The organism is Arthrobacter bambusae, assembly GCF_022606295.1.
In the GTDB taxonomy this organism is placed as follows: Bacteria; Actinomycetota; Actinomycetes; order Actinomycetales; family Micrococcaceae; genus Arthrobacter; species Arthrobacter bambusae_A.
Genome location: NZ_JAHHZS010000016.1, coordinates 14,356 through 28,532, shown reverse-complemented (window position 1 = coordinate 28,532; position 14,177 = coordinate 14,356). Strand labels below are relative to the sequence as shown.

Genomic DNA, 14,177 nt, shown 5'->3' with positions numbered 1-14,177 from the left:
TAGTTTATCAACCATGAACATGGCAACTGCGCCTGAAGCCCCGCACCCGGCATCCGAGCTCGCTTCGGGGCCTGTCCTGTCCAACAAGGGCCAGATCCTTGCCTGGGCATCCTGGGACTGGGGTTCCGCTGCCTTCAACGCCGTCATGACTACCTTCGTGTTCACGGTCTACCTGACGTCCAAGGCCTTTGGCGGGGAAGACTCCGCGTCAGCCACCTTGGGTGCCGCGTTGGCGATTGCCGGCGTCGCGATTGCGCTCCTGGCACCCGTCACCGGTCAACGTTCCGACTCCGGTGGGCGCAGGAAACTGTGGCTCGGCGTCAACACAGCCATTGTGGCCGTGCTCACTGGCTCATGCTTCTTCGTCTTCCCCAAACCCGAGTTCCTGCTCTTGGGGGTCTCGCTGGTTGCGCTCGGCAATATCTTTTTCGAGTTCGCGGGCGTCAATTACAACGCCATGCTGGCCCAGATCTCCACTCCTGCCAACATCGGCAAAGTGAGTGGCTTCGGCTGGGGAATGGGGTACCTGGGCGGCATTGTCGCGCTGCTCGTGGTGCTGCAGCTTTTCGTCCAACCGTCTTTCGAGTGGTTCGGGGCATCCACCCAGGACAGCCTGAATATCAGGCTCGTTGCCGTCTTCTCCGCGCTCTGGTTCTTCATCTTCGCGCTGCCTGTGCTCTTCGCTGTGCCGGAGCTCTCCGTCAGGAAACCGGAATCCCGGCTCGGATTCCTCGCATCCTACGGTTTGCTGGTCCGCCGGATCAGGGCCATCTACCGGACCAGCCCGCACACCATCTACTTCCTGCTCGCGAGCGCCATCTTCCGCGACGGCCTGGCGGCGGTCTTCACCTTCGGCGGTGTCATTGCTGCGGGAACCTTTGGATTCGAGCTCAAACAAGTCATTTTCTTCGCGATTTTCGGCAACGTGGTGGCAGCCGTTGGCGCCATGATCGGCGGATTCCTGGACGACAGGATCGGGCCCAAGTCCGTCATCGTCATTTCCCTCATCGGACTCCTGGCAGCCGGCACCGTGATCCTGGTGCTTGGCAACGGCGACTACGTGTTCTTCGGAGCCCCTTGGGCAGGCAGCACCACGTTCTGGGTATTCGGGCTGTTCCTCTGCCTGTTCGTCGGACCAGCCCAGGCGTCCTCCCGGGCTTATCTCGCAAGGCTGGCGCCGGACGGCGAATCCGGCGAACTGTTCGGGCTCTACGCCACCACCGGCCGGGCGGTGAGCTTCCTGGCGCCGGCACTGTTCACCCTGTGCATCACCGTGGCGACGCCCCTGGTGGCCTCGGGCGGGGCCCAACGCTGGGGAATCCTCGGCATCATGGTGGTGCTCCTGGCCGGCTTGTTGGTGATCCTGCCCGTAAAATCACCCAGCAAGACGGAAATCGCCACGGTTCCGCTGAGCTGACAGACGGTGCTTGATTCCACACAATCTGCAAAAAACCCTTGATCTTTGATTGTTAGTAGAGTTTACTAACTCCCATGGAAGCCCTTCGCGACCGCCAGCGCACAGATCGGACCAGTGCGGCAACCCTGCCTTCCGACGGGCGCGCCCACAACCTCTCCCTGGTGCGCCAGACCCTCCACTCGGCCGGGGCAATGAGCCGCGCGGATCTCTCCCGGACCCTGGGCCTGACCCGCGTGACGGTATCGGACCTCGTCTCGGACCTCCTGGAACGCGGCCATGTGGTGGAACTGGGGCACTCCGATGAAGTCCGCCCCGGCAAGCCGGCCATTCTGGTGGACATCAACCGCCAGGGCCTCCAAGTCATCGGCATGGATCTCGCCGAAAATTCCGTGCTGCGCGCCGCTGTCCTCGACCTTGACGGCAACATCCTCGACCGTGCGGAACGCACCCTCTCGGACGAAACCGGACAAGACGTAGTCAACCAGGTCCTCGCACTGGCGTCCGAGGCAAAAGCGCGGGCCACTGCCACGTTGCTCGGGATCGGCGTCGGGACCCCCGGCATCGTCAACGCCGACGGTGTGGTCACCACGGCCCCCAACTTCGGATGGAAGGACGTCGCCCTGCGCGACCTCCTCCAGGAGCGCACCGGCCTGCCGACCCTCGTTTCCAACGACGCCGACGCGGCAGTCCACGCGGACTACACCTTCGGCGGCGGCAGTGACGACATGGTTCTCGTGAAAATCGGGCGCGGTGTCGGTTCAGGCCTCATCGTGGGCGGTAGACGCACCAGGGGCGCCCACTCCGCGGCGGGCGAAATCGGCCACGTCACGGTCGGCACCGACGGTGGAACCATCTGCAAATGCGGTAAGACTGGTTGCCTCGAAACCTGGATGTCCGTCCCCAGCCTCGAACGGGCCCTCGCCGAAGCTGCGGCGAGCTCCGAACCGGAGGCCGCGGCCGACGTCGTACTCCGGGAAGCAGGCGAGCGGCTCGCCATCGCCCTCGCCCCCGTGGTTGGCGCCCTCGATTTGGGCGAAGTGGTCCTCAGCGGACCCCGGGAGCTTTTGGAAGGCCCCCTTCTCAACGCCGTCCAGCAGACCTTGCTTGAGCGGCTCCTGCACCAGGACCCCTCACCGGTGTCCGTCCGTCTCGCGGCAGACGCACAGGACATTGTACTGCGCGGCGCCGCCGTGATGGTCCTCGGAAACCAGCTTGGTGTGGCCTGAGTGCCGCCTGCGCCGTTTCCAGCCCTGACTAACCAGCCACGCATCCCCTCGAAGGAGCCGGACATGGACACGATTCAGTCCCCTGCTACCCAGTCCTTTGCCACCAGGCCCGCCCGCGACCACCTGCGCCGCCTCGCGGCAGGAACCCTCATGCCCGGATTCACCGGCATCGCGGTCCCCGTCTGGATTCTTGAAGCGTACGACGCCGGGCTCGCGGCTGTGTGCCTCTACGGCACCAACGTGGCGTCCCCCGTCCAGTTGCGCGAACTGTGCGCCGGGCTGCGGGCACATTCCCCGAACACGCTCATCGCCGTCGATGAAGAGGGCGGCGACGTCACGAGGCTGCACTACCTCACGGGATCCACGCAGCCCGGGAACGCCGTGCTCGGGCGCCTCGACGACGTCGAACTGACCGCCGCGAGCGCCAGCGCCATCGGCCACGAACTGGCAGGCCTGGGCATCAACGTGAACCTGGCCCCGGATGCCGATGTCAATTCCGCTCCGGACAATCCCGTGATCGGCGTGCGCAGCTTCGGGGCCGAACCGGACTTGGTGGCCCGGCATACTGCCGCCTGGATCCGTGGCCTCGAAGACGCGGGCGTGGCATCCTGCGCCAAGCACTTCCCGGGCCACGGCGATACCACCACGGACTCCCACCTGGCGCTCCCCCGGGTCACCGCCGACGCCGCCACCCTGGATGCCCGCGAACTGGTCCCCTTCCGGGCGCTCGTGGCGGCTCGCGGAGCCACGGTCATGACCAGCCACATCCTGGTCGAAGCCCTGGACCCGGACCACCCGGCGACCTTCTCCTCGCGCATCCTGCAGGACCTGCTGCGCCGTGACATGGGGTTCGACGGCCTCATCATCACCGATGCTTTGGACATGGCCGGCGCGTCCGCCCAGACCGGCATTCCGGAAGCAGCCGTCCGTGCACTCATGGCCGGGGCAGACCTGTTGTGCCTTGGTTCCGAAACGGGACCGGCCCTCTTCGAACAAACACTCACCGCGATCGCCGATGCCGTGGAAGGGGGGCGCTTGCCCATGGAACGCCTCGCGGACGCCGTTGCCCGCACGGCAGCACTGTCCGCGCGCTTTCCTGCTGCCGGCGCTGCTGAAATCCAGGAGGCTGCCGTCAGGGGCCAGCTGGGGCTGCGGGGCGAGCCGCAACGCTCCGGCGTTCCCGGCGATGCGAACGCGCTCGACGGCGAGCGCATCGCCGAGGCCTTCGAGGTCTCCGAAGCCGCTCAAAGGTGGCTTGCACGGGCGGAACCCGTGGCGATCGTGCAGGTTGAGACCGGGTCCAACTTCGCGGTCGGTCGCGTGCCGTGGGGCCCTGCCGCCACAACGTCGGAAGTGGTCCGAGAAGGCGAAGTTCCCGACGGCGCGCGGGTCGCCGTCGTCGGGCGCGGCCTGGATGCCGAACACCCGCTGTGGACCGTCTTTGCCCGCTTGAGGGCGGAAGGGCACGCGGTGATCGCCGTCGAGTGCGGCTGGCCGCGCGGCGGGGCGGACATCGTCACCTATGGTGCGTCGCTCACGGTGTCCCAGGCCCTGACGGCGCTGCTTAACGGCAGCACCAAGGCCTGACTGCAGCCCGCCCAACCCATCGACAGAAAGCTGCCATGGAAGTCATTGTCGCGCCCACCCCGGAATCGGCCGCTTCGGCCGCTGCCCAGGCCGTCCTCGCAGGACTCCCCGCGGGCAGAGGACCAGTACTGGGATTGGCCACCGGCTCGTCCCCGCTCGGGCTGTACGCGGAACTCGCGGCTGCGGCCGCTGCGGGCCGGGTGGATTTCTCGGCCGCCAAGGGATTCGCCTTGGACGAATATGTGGGCCTTCCGACTGGACATGTCCAGTCCTACCGCCAGGTCCTCGTTCGCGAGGTCTGCGAGGTGATCGGGCTTCCACTGGCCGGGCTGAATGTCCCTGACGGCACCGGCGCCACGCAGGCCGAGCTCGAAACCGGAGCTGCCGCCTACGACGCCGCGATCCGCGATGCCGGGGGCGTTGATGTGCAGATTCTCGGCATCGGCGCCAACGGCCACGTCGGCTTCAATGAGCCCGGGTCCTCCTTGTCTTCCCGGACCCGGTTGAAGCGGCTGACGGCCCGCACGAGGCAGGACAACGCCCGGTTCTTCGGTCATCACGGCGACGTCCCGACCCACTGCATCACCCAGGGATTGGGGACCGTGCTGGAGGCGCGCCGGCTTGTGCTCATCGCCACGGGTGCCGCGAAGTCCGCTGCGGTCGCTGCCGCCGTCGAGGGGCCGCTGACGGCGTCGTGCCCGGGTTCGATCCTGCAATGGCATGCCGACGCCGTGGTGGTCCTGGACGAGGCAGCAGCCGCCGGATTGGCGAACCGCGAATACTACGACGACGCCGCGCGCGGCCTGGCTTTTGCCCCGTAGAACGGCGCGGACCGCTTTGCGCGAAGGGCTCGAGCGGCGTCATTCCGCCGCCCCTTCAAGAGGGCTAGGGTGGACTTATGAACGTGGATGAGACAGAACTTCCAGGCCTCGGGGTCCGCAAGGATTTCATCACGGCCTCGGGACGCCGCATCGGTGTCGTCGAGATGCGGGAGGGTGAGACCGAGCTTTTCGTCTCCACATGGGACGATCCCGATACCTGCCAGGCATCCATCCCGTTGACCGCAGACGAAGCCGCCGCCCTGGGCAACCTTCTGGGCGGACAACACATCGCCATGCGCCTGGCCGAAGCCCACAAGGAAATCCCCGGCATTGTCACGCGGCAGTTCTCCATCACCGCTGACTCCCCTTTCAACAACCAGCCCATGGGCAAAGCCCAGATCCGCACCCGCAGTGGTGTCTCGATCGTGGCAATCATGCGCGAAGGCGAAGTGGTTCCCTCACCGGCTCCCGACGTCGTCCTTCACACGGGTGATCTGCTGGTGGCTGTCGGTACGCAGGAAGGTCTTGACTCTGCGGCTGCCATTCTGCGCAACGGCTGACCTTTATGGACCCCCTGGCCCTGACCCTCATTGAGCTGGGCGCAGTCGTTTTCTGCCTCGGCCTCTTGGCACGCTTGGCCGGCAGGATCGGCATGTCCCCCATTCCGCTCTATCTGGTGGGGGGACTCGCGTTCGGGGCAGGTGGACTGGTCAAGCTCGACGGCATGCAGGAGTTCGCCCACCTTTCCGGCGAAATCGGCGTCATCCTCCTGCTGCTCATGCTCGGCTTGGAATATACGGCCGCGGAGCTCGTCACCGGGCTGCGGCGCTCCTGGCAAGCCGGTGTACTGGACCTGGTGTTGAACTTCCTTCCGGGTGCGGGCATAGCGGTGTGGCTCGGCTGGGGGCTGGTGGGCGCGATCGTCATGGGCGGCGTCACCTACATTTCTTCCTCCGGGATCGCGGCGAAGGTGATCACTGACCTCGGCCGGATCGGTAACAGAGAGACGCCCGTGGTGCTTGCCATCCTGGTGTTCGAAGACCTGACCATGGCCATCTACCTTCCGATCCTGACGGCGATCCTCGCGGGCGTGGGCTTCCTGGGCGGGCTCCAGACGGTGGGCATAGCGTTGGCCGTCGTCACCCTCGTACTGGTGGTGGCCCTCAAACACGGCCATCGGGTATCCCAAGCCGTGCACAGCGAAAACTCCGAGGTCTTCCTGCTCAATCTCCTCGGGGCCGCACTTCTGGTGGCCGGCATCGCGTCCGCACTCCAGGTCTCCGCGGCCGTGGGGGCGTTCATGCTGGGCATCGCCATTTCGGGGGCAACCGCCCACAACGCGACGCGCATCCTTGAACCGTTGCGGGATCTCTTCGCGGCTATCTTCTTCGTAGCCTTCGGCCTCAACACGGACCCATCCAAGATCCCGCCAGTGCTGGGCTGGGCGCTGCTTCTCGCCCTCGCAACAGCCCTTACCAAGGTGCTGACCGGATTCTGGGCGGCAAAGCGTGCAGGGATCGCCGTTCCTGGGCGTTTCCGCGCCGGGGCCGCCCTGATCGCCCGCGGCGAGTTCTCCATTGTCATTGCGGGCCTGGCCGTAGCCTCGGGAGTCGTACCGCACGAGCTTGCCGCCCTCGCCACCGCGTATGTGCTGCTCATGGCCATCTTCGGGCCGCTCGCAGCCCGCTTCGTGGAGCCTATGGTCAAGGTCTTCCGCAAGTCTCCCCGCAAATCGAAGGCGTCGGAGCCTATTGCGTCCCTCGAGGCGTGAGATCCCGGCCTTCTCGAGGGTTCAAAGAGGCGAGATCTCACGTCTCGATCTGTAGGCGGGCCTTCACTACTCCTCCCCACTGTGGATAACCGGTCGGCAGGCCCTGTTCTGTGCCAAGAATTGGTGCATGCGCAGTCCTGGACCTCTTCCTGAAACCCTCAGGGGCCGCTCGTTCACGCTCTCCGAACAGCGCGCTGCCGGGGTTTCGGAGAGCCGGGCATGGAACAAGGACCTTCGCGTGGCTAGCCGTGGAGTCCGCGTTCCTTGGGGTGCCGTCCAGGAGCTTTCCCATACGGCACGGTTGTTGACGGGCATCTCGCCCGGGACCGTGTGTTGCGGCCCGACGGCGGCAATCCTGTGGCGCTGTCCCCTCCCCCGTGATCTCGAACGCCAGCCGTTGGTGCATTTGCTGCGGTGGGACGGCGGGAACCGGCCGGTTCGCAAGGGGGTTGCCGGGCGCCGGGTATCTTTGGGTGCCGCGGACCGTCGAACCCTCGATGGCATTCCCATCACGAGCCCTGCCCGAACCTGGCTTGATTTGGCTCCGTTGTTGCCCCTCGACGATCTCGTCGCCGCGGCCGACCATTTCATCTGCAGCCAGTCCCGCAGTTTCGGCCACAACCGCGCCGCGCTTTGTTCCCTTGAGGATTTGCGTTCGCAAGTGGAGGGAAACCCGGGGATCCGCGGACGCAAGAATGCCCGGTTGGCACTGGAACTCGCGAGGGTTGGAGCCGACTCCGTACCGGAAACCAAGCTCCGCCTTGCCATCGGCCGGCAGGGATTGCCGGAACCTGTCTTGCGATTTGTTGTCCAGGATTCAAGCGGATGGGAGTTGGCGTGGCCGGACTTGGCCTTCCCCAGGCATAAAGTGGCCGTCAACTACGACGGTAGTCACCACCTGACAGCCACTCAGAAGGAATCTGACATTCGCCGCGACGAATCCATCGCCGCGATCGGCTGGACTTCGGTGACAATTACGGCACGGCACGTGAACGCCGGGGGGTTCGACGGAGTCGTAACCCGCGTGCGAGACGCCCTTGCCCGCGCAGCTTGGGTCAGCGAGACGTGAGATCTCGGCCATTTCGCTGCATCAAAGGGGCGAGACCTCACCTCTCGATGCGCTAAACAGACGTCCGGTGGAAGTTCAGGTGGCTGCGGCTCGCGGTAGGGCCGCGCTGGCCTTGGTAACGGTTGCCGTAACCGCCGGAACCATAGGGATGCTCGGCGGCCGACGAGAGCCGGAAGAAGCACAACTGGCCGATCTTCATGCCGGGCCACAGCTTGATGGGCAGGGTAGCCACATTGGACAGTTCCAACGTCACATGGCCCGAGAAACCGGGATCGATGAAGCCGGCCGTGGAGTGCGTCAGCAGACCGAGGCGTCCCAGCGAAGACTTTCCTTCAAGCCGGGCGGCGACGTCGTCCGGCAGGCTCACGGTCTCGTAAGTCGAACCGAGCACGAACTCGCCCGGGTGCAGGATGAAAGGCTCGTCGCCCTCGACCTCCACCAGGCGGGTCAGCTCAGGCTGTTCCTCGGAGGGGTCGATGTGCGCGTATTTGTGGTTGTCGAACAGCCGGAAGAAGCGGTCAATCCTGACGTCCACCGAGGACGGCTGAACCATTGCGGGGTCGTAGGGCTCCAGGACGATACGTCGGGAGTCGATTTCGGCACGTATGTCGCGGTCAGAGATCAGCACAGGATCAAAAGTACCGTATGCGCCGCGTACCCCGTGGTGCCGGAGTGGCGCATGGGACTATAGTGCACCACATAGACTACCGTTACCGCTGTTGCGTTTGGGGACGGTGGCACGACGCGAATCTGGGGAAACATTGAGACGAATTGCGGTGCCCGTTGCCGTACTGGTGGCCTGCCTTGTCACGGTGATGGCCCCTGCCTCCGGACCAATCGCCCTTCCGGCGCAGCTCGCCGGAACGTCCGCCGCAGCCGCGCCTTCCACCCCAGGCACCGCCGCCGGTACTGAAAGTACGACGACGGCGTCTGCACCGCCGTCGGGATCCGGCCTGCCGCAGGCCGCACCTTCGCCGGCGTCACCAACGGCCACCGCGCCCACCATCCCGACCCCGGCAGCCGCAGCCGCCCCGGCTCCAGCCGCCCCCGTGGGTTGGGGCAGCACGCACGCCGTCGAAACGGCGACGACGCCCGCGCAGGCAAACCCCGCCGTCGCCCCGGGCAACGGCACGTCGCCCCAGGCAGTGGACGGGCCGCCCCCGATCCCCTCCATCCCACCGGCATCCGGCCCCGACCCGCTTCCCGGAAGCCCGGCCGGGAATGTCCCGGATCCGACCCAAACCCAGGCGAAGTCCTCCCCCGCGGCCGTCCCGCTGGTTTCGCCGCACGCGTTGGTCAACGACGACAATTCGGCACAGGTGCTGGCCGTCTTCAACGCCATCAATGCCTACCGGACGTCGCTTGGCTTGAACCCGGTGAAATACAACCCCACGGTGTCCACGCTGTCGCAGGACTGGTCCAACAACATCGCCAGCCGCCAAGTGATCGAGCACCGCCCCAACTTCTGGACCGATCCCAGGGCCTTGAACCCCAACAACGGTGCGGGCGAGATCATCGCTGTCCGCTGGGACCGGGATGCAGCCCAGCTTGTCGAATGGTGGAAGAGCTCACCCGCCCACGATGCTCTGCTTCGCGACCCCCGATTCAACGTGATCGGCGTCGGAATCACTTTCACGGACGGCAACTACCAGACCACCCCCAATAGCTACACGATGTGGGGCGTGGTCAATCTCTTCGGCTATACGACCCTCCCCGCCGGAACCGTCAACAGCCCCGGCGCGGGCACAGCCCCTCCCCAGCTTCCGCCACCGAGCGTCTGCGACCCCATCGCGAAGCACCAGCCGCCCACCCTGGACCTCAGTGCGGCAGCCATCCGCAGCACCGGCGACCTGGTCGCCGTCGACCCCTCCGGAAACCTGAGGGACTACCCGGCACTCGGCAACGGCACCTTCGGCCCTGCCCGGACGGTCGGCTCCGGTTTCGCCGGGGCGAAAGAAGTGATGACCACGGATTGGGACCGCGACGGCGTGATCGACGTCATCGTCCAAATGCTGGACGGCAGGCTCCTGCTGTACCCCGGGGTGGTCAGCGGAGGATTCAAGGCACCCGTGACGTTGGGCTCATCGGGCTGGCAGACGATGACCATGGCGGTGGGCACCTGGTGCGGGAACAACAGGCTCCCGCAGATCCTCGCCACCGATTCCACCGGTGCTCTCTACCTGTACCGGAACCTGGGACTCACCGCGCTGGTCGGACGGACCCAGGTGGGCTCGGGCGTCAGTGCGATCCGGCTCAGCATGGTGGATTACGACGCCGACGGCTTCCAGGACCTGCTGGCCGTGGAAGCAAACGGGAACCTGCGCCTCTACCGGGGTTCGGGACTCACCACGCCCAAGGCAGAGGCCCGGCTGGTCGTGGGAACCGGATGGACGGACTACTCCGGATTGCGCTCGCTCAAGGGCGTCACCGGCCTCAACTCCACGGGAGTCGCAGGCCTGCTGAGCAACGGAACGATCGAATACTGGGACCTGACCGGTGGACGCCTCACGACGCCGAGCACCCCGATAAGCGGTTTGGGCGGACTGAAGCTGGCGCAGTAACGCTCATGCCTCCGGGGTTTGCTCCTCGATGACCGATTTGAGCTGCTCCAGCTGGACCACTTCACCTTCCATGGTCTTCTGGATCATGGTGTTCATCAGTTTCTGCAGGCCCTTGGGGTGGTACTCCAGGGCGAACCGCAGGCGGGTATTGGGGCCCTCGGTGCTGAGGTAATAGCCGCCGGTGGGCCGCGCGGGGCCGGCGACGACGGCGAACCGCACTTCAGCGCCTGGCCTGGCCTCGGTGATCTGGAAGTCAGCCGCGATCGGCCGCCCTCCCGGACCCGACAGGGTCTGCTGGTAGACGGCGCCTTTTTCGCCAGCGTGCCCCGAGCGAAGGGAAATGCTGCGGATTCCGCTGCGCCACAGGGGGTTGTTCAGGCCGTCCACCAGAAATTGGTAAACGGTCATGGCGTCGCGACCAATGAGTACTTCATGCTCTGCAAATGCCACGGAATCCTCTTTCGGCGTACGGCTCATAGACATAGCCGGGTTCCCCATGACACAGCAGCTAACTGCTACAGAATAGTCAGGCGCGGCGCACCGCAACACACCCGCGTCGAGCCGTAATCGAATCTTTACGAGCTCCGCAGGGAATTTGATGGGACCGTGATACCGGTGAGTCTGTGTCTGGATCACCATGGCATCTGCGCTAAGCTGGGATCTGCTCCGGCTGATGCGCGGAGCATTGCGGGCGTAGCTCAATGGTAGAGCGCTAGCTTCCCAAGCTCGATACGCGGGTTCGATTCCCGTCGCCCGCTCCATCTCTGCCCGGATACAAGGTGCCCAACTCCCTGGGTGTATCGTCAGGAGCTAGGAGCCATTTCGGCTCTGCTCTAAGGGAGCGATCATGGCTGACAAATCACCTCGCCAAGCTGCATCGAAAAAATCCGGCAAATCCATCAAAGAAAAGCGCGCGGACAAGAGGGCTTCTGAGTCCTCCGCCACCACCGTGGCCAAGCCGGCAACCGGCAACAAAAAGTGAGCGGCCATACAGGCGCCATGACCCTCGGCATCCTCTCGTCATCGCGGAAGCCGGACGAGCGCCGGCTGCCTGTCCATCCCCTGCATCTGGAGCGCATTGCCCCGGAGCTCCGGCAACACATCCGGCTCGAGCGCGGGTACGGCGAGCGCTTCGGCTTTTCGGACAGCCAACTTGAGCCGCTGGTCGGTGGCATGGCAAGCCGTGAAGAACTGATTTCGAATTCGGATGTTATTCTCCTGCCCAAACCGCAACCGGAAGACCTCGCCGACCTCCGGGACGGCCAGGTCCTCTGGGGTTGGCCGCACTGCGTGCAGGACCGGGCCATCACCCAGCTCGCGATCGACAAAAAGCTGACCCTGATCGCCTTCGAGGCGATGAACCACTGGGCGAGCGACGGCGGCTTCGGACTCCACGTTTTCCATAAGAACAACGAACTTGCGGGCTACTGTTCCGTCATCCATGCACTTGCCCTGACGGGTTCGACGGGTGACTACGGGAGGCGGCTGAGCGCCGTCGTGATTGGTTTCGGCGCCACGGCGCGTGGCGCGGTCACCGCCCTGAACGCCCACGGCATCCACGACGTCCAGGTGCTGACCAACCGCGGCGTTGCTGCGGTCGGTTCCCCCATCCACTCGGTGCGCATAGTGCAGTTCGATCACGACCAGAACGCCCCTTTCCTGAGCGAGGTCATCACCGACCGTGGCCGCCTGCCACTGGCACCGTTCCTCGCCGCGAGCGACATCGTGGTCAACTGCACGCTGCAGGACCCGAACTCGCCGCTGACGTACCTGCGGACCGAGGACCTGGACGCGTTCCAGCCGGGCAGCTTGATTGTCGACGTCTCCTGCGACGAAGGCATGGGTTTCAGTTGGGCGCGGACCACGACGTTCGCCGAGCCCATGTTCACGGTGGGGGACCACATCAACTACTACGCGGTTGACCACAGCCCGTCCTACTTGTGGAATTCGTCCAGCTGGGAGATCAGCGAAGCGCTCCTGCCGTTCCTCGAAACGGTCATTTCGGGCCCCGAGGCCTGGGCCGCCAATGAGACGATCTCCCGGGCCATCGAAATCCGGGACGGCATCATCCGCAACCCGGACGTGCTGCAGTTCCAGGGGCGCGCAGCGGACTATCCGCACCTTGTGGCGTAGTGGACTTGTAGCCTCGGAATGCGGCTGATCCGGGCGCCTGGCAGGCGCCCGGCCCGGCCGGGTTCGGCGTTACGCCGACTGCGGGACGATCCGCACCATCCGCCGTCGGTCCCGGACATCCACTTTGACCCGCAACTCGGACTTCCGGGCGAGCACGACGGCGACTGTCGCCGCTGCGAGCGCCGGCACCCCGCCTGACACCAACAGCGCTGCGTGCGGATTCAGGTGCTCGGCAAGCCAGCCCATCATGGGTCCGCCGATGGCTTGGCCACCGATGAGCACCATGATGTAGAGGCTCATGACGCGGCCGCGGATGCTCATATTGGCGCTGACCTGGACCAACTGGTTGGCGGCCGTCAGGAACATGAGGCACCAGAATCCGGAAAGAACCATCGCAGCGGCCAGCCACACCATGGATGGGGCCAACGCCGCCAGGCACAGCATCAAGCCATACATCCCGGCGCACAGCACCACTGAGCGCAGGCGCAATTGCCGGCGGCGGGCGGAGGTGATTGCCCCGGCGAGCGCGCCAAGGGCAACCATGGCGTTGAGCAAGCCGTAGCCGCCCGCGCCCGCATGGTAGACGTTGTCCGCAAAGGCGGCGAGAAGCACAGGCAGGCTCATCGCGAAGACCGCTACAAAGCCGGCCATGAGCCACGGCCAGTAGATGGTGGGCTTGCTGAGGGCGTATCGCAGGCCCTCCTGCAGCATTCCCTTGCGTTTTGGCACAGGCGTGCTGACATAAAGTTCGTTCTTGCGCAGCATCAGGAGCATGGTCACGGTGGAGCAGCAGGCAACCGCGTTCGCGGCGAAAGCCCACCCCGCGCCCACTGCGGTCAGCAGCACGCCGGCCAGGGCGGGACCAATCAGTCCGCCCAGTTGGAACGTGGTGGAGTTGACGCTGATTGCGTTGCGGAGGTATTTCGGTCCCACAAGCTCGTTGACGAAGACCTGCCGGGCGGGCTGGTCGAGGACCGTCACCAGGCCCAGGACAAAGGCGATCACATAAACGTGCCACACCTCGATGTGCTGGCTCAGGGCCAAGACGGCAAGGATGGCCGCCAAGGAGGCCGCGACGCTTTGGCACAAGATGAGGATGCGCCGCTTGGCGAAGCGGTCCGCCATCATTCCGCCCCATGGGCCCAGGAACAGCGACGGCGTGAACTGCAATGCCACGGTTATTCCGACTGCGGTGACGGATCCGGAGAGCTGGAGTACCAACCAGTCCTGCGCAATCCTCTGCATCCAGAGCGCGATGACGGCCACGAAATGGCCCATGGCGAAGATCCGGAAGTTGGGTACTTTGAGGGAAATGAAGGTGTGCCGCCAGGGGAGCCGTTCACTGACGACGGCGATCGGCTGGGTAACCGTGTCCGGGTCGGCAGCGTGCGGAATTCGGCTGCTTGCGGCGAGCGAATCGATGGTGGGCTGGCTGACGTTTGCCGCTGCGGGCGGTGGGGGTGCCACAAGTAGTCCTTGGATAGGCGTTTCGCTGGGATGCCTTTAACGCTAGGGTTGGCCGCGGTGATTATGGAAGTGAATTGGCTGTATAACTAGCATTGCGAAATGCAATACACCCGCGTGAGTAGTGG

General features: G+C 65.2%; 13 protein-coding genes and 1 tRNA gene. 11 read left to right on the top strand and 3 right to left on the bottom strand.

What is annotated here, in order from left to right:
- Nucleotides 1–13 precede the first annotated feature (13 nt).
- The 7 genes from KNN17_RS12500 to KNN17_RS12470 all read left to right on the top strand — a co-directional run bounded on the left by KNN17_RS12500 (nt 14) and on the right by KNN17_RS12470 (nt 7,891).
- Complete coding sequence (locus KNN17_RS12500; RefSeq protein WP_241709392.1) at nt 14–1,417, top strand: MFS transporter; 1,404 nt, start codon at nt 14–16, stop codon at nt 1,415–1,417.
- A 74-nt stretch (nt 1,418–1,491) separates the two neighbouring features.
- A complete protein-coding gene (locus KNN17_RS12495; protein ID WP_241709391.1) occupies nt 1,492–2,643 on the top strand; it encodes an ROK family transcriptional regulator in 1,152 nt (383 codons plus the stop codon).
- Nucleotides 2,644–2,706: 63 nt separating this feature from the next.
- Nucleotides 2,707–4,230 (top strand): glycoside hydrolase family 3 protein, encoded by a 1,524-nt coding sequence (locus KNN17_RS12490; protein ID WP_241709390.1) that lies wholly within the window; start codon nt 2,707–2,709, stop codon nt 4,228–4,230.
- A 35-nt stretch (nt 4,231–4,265) separates the two neighbouring features.
- Nucleotides 4,266–5,051: a glucosamine-6-phosphate deaminase gene (locus tag KNN17_RS12485; protein ID WP_241709389.1), complete on the top strand. Its 786-nt coding sequence runs from the start codon at nt 4,266–4,268 to the stop codon at nt 5,049–5,051.
- A 77-nt stretch (nt 5,052–5,128) separates the two neighbouring features.
- Nucleotides 5,129–5,611, top strand: coding sequence for a cation:proton antiporter regulatory subunit (locus KNN17_RS12480; RefSeq protein ID WP_059389838.1), 483 nt, complete (start codon nt 5,129–5,131; stop codon nt 5,609–5,611).
- Between the two features lie 5 nt (nt 5,612–5,616).
- Nucleotides 5,617–6,822: a cation:proton antiporter gene (locus KNN17_RS12475; protein ID WP_241709388.1), complete on the top strand. Its 1,206-nt coding sequence runs from the start codon at nt 5,617–5,619 to the stop codon at nt 6,820–6,822.
- A 127-nt stretch (nt 6,823–6,949) separates the two neighbouring features.
- Nucleotides 6,950–7,891, top strand: coding sequence for an endonuclease domain-containing protein (locus KNN17_RS12470; protein WP_241709387.1), 942 nt, complete (start codon nt 6,950–6,952; stop codon nt 7,889–7,891).
- 52 nt (nt 7,892–7,943) lie between these two features.
- On the opposite strand, the gene dcd is transcribed toward KNN17_RS12470, so the two are convergent.
- Nucleotides 7,944–8,519: a dCTP deaminase gene (gene dcd / locus KNN17_RS12465; protein ID WP_078107361.1), complete on the bottom strand. Its 576-nt coding sequence runs from the start codon at nt 8,517–8,519 to the stop codon at nt 7,944–7,946.
- 148 nt (nt 8,520–8,667) lie between these two features.
- Here dcd and KNN17_RS12460 point away from each other — a divergent pair, with 148 nt between their 5' ends.
- The gene (locus tag KNN17_RS12460; RefSeq protein WP_241709386.1) at nt 8,668–10,452 is read left to right on the top strand and encodes a CAP domain-containing protein; all 1,785 of its coding nucleotides are present in this window, start codon (nt 8,668–8,670) and stop codon (nt 10,450–10,452) included.
- Between the two features lie 3 nt (nt 10,453–10,455).
- On the opposite strand, the gene KNN17_RS12455 is transcribed toward KNN17_RS12460, so the two are convergent.
- Nucleotides 10,456–10,902, bottom strand: a complete 447-nt coding sequence (locus KNN17_RS12455) for an SRPBCC family protein (RefSeq protein ID WP_078107360.1) — start codon at nt 10,900–10,902, stop codon at nt 10,456–10,458.
- 237 nt (nt 10,903–11,139) lie between these two features.
- Between KNN17_RS12455 and KNN17_RS12450 the strand changes: the two genes are divergently transcribed.
- The 3 genes from KNN17_RS12450 (at nt 11,140) to KNN17_RS12445 (ending at nt 12,585) form a co-directional block, all read left to right on the top strand.
- Nucleotides 11,140–11,213: transfer RNA gene (locus KNN17_RS12450), tRNA-Gly, on the top strand.
- Between the two features lie 86 nt (nt 11,214–11,299).
- Entirely contained in the window at nt 11,300–11,434 is a 135-nt protein-coding gene (locus tag KNN17_RS22435) for a hypothetical protein (protein WP_264637052.1), read from the top strand.
- Between the two features lie 17 nt (nt 11,435–11,451).
- Nucleotides 11,452–12,585: a N(5)-(carboxyethyl)ornithine synthase gene (locus tag KNN17_RS12445; RefSeq protein ID WP_241709385.1), complete on the top strand. Its 1,134-nt coding sequence runs from the start codon at nt 11,452–11,454 to the stop codon at nt 12,583–12,585.
- Nucleotides 12,586–12,654: 69 nt separating this feature from the next.
- Here the strand turns inward: KNN17_RS12445 and KNN17_RS12440 are convergent, their stop codons facing one another.
- Nucleotides 12,655–14,052, bottom strand: coding sequence for an MFS transporter (locus KNN17_RS12440; protein ID WP_241709384.1), 1,398 nt, complete (start codon nt 14,050–14,052; stop codon nt 12,655–12,657).
- Nucleotides 14,053–14,177: the final 125 nt, after the last annotated feature.

Excerpts from the sequence above, each read along its gene's own strand:
- KNN17_RS22435 (WP_264637052.1), top strand. The coding sequence starts at position 11,300 with ATGGCTGACAAATCACCTCGCCAAGCTGCATCGAAAAAATCCGGCAAA.
- KNN17_RS12495 (WP_241709391.1), top strand. The coding sequence starts at position 1,492 with ATGGAAGCCCTTCGCGACCGCCAGCGCACAGATCGGACCAGTGCGGCA.
- KNN17_RS12485 (WP_241709389.1), top strand. The coding sequence starts at position 4,266 with ATGGAAGTCATTGTCGCGCCCACCCCGGAATCGGCCGCTTCGGCCGCT.
- KNN17_RS12490 (WP_241709390.1), top strand. The coding sequence starts at position 2,707 with ATGGACACGATTCAGTCCCCTGCTACCCAGTCCTTTGCCACCAGGCCC.
- KNN17_RS12470 (WP_241709387.1), top strand. The coding sequence starts at position 6,950 with ATGCGCAGTCCTGGACCTCTTCCTGAAACCCTCAGGGGCCGCTCGTTC.
- KNN17_RS12480 (WP_059389838.1), top strand. The coding sequence starts at position 5,129 with ATGAACGTGGATGAGACAGAACTTCCAGGCCTCGGGGTCCGCAAGGAT.
- KNN17_RS12500 (WP_241709392.1), top strand. The coding sequence starts at position 14 with ATGAACATGGCAACTGCGCCTGAAGCCCCGCACCCGGCATCCGAGCTC.
- KNN17_RS12445 (WP_241709385.1), top strand. The coding sequence starts at position 11,452 with ATGACCCTCGGCATCCTCTCGTCATCGCGGAAGCCGGACGAGCGCCGG.
- KNN17_RS12475 (WP_241709388.1), top strand. The coding sequence starts at position 5,617 with ATGGACCCCCTGGCCCTGACCCTCATTGAGCTGGGCGCAGTCGTTTTC.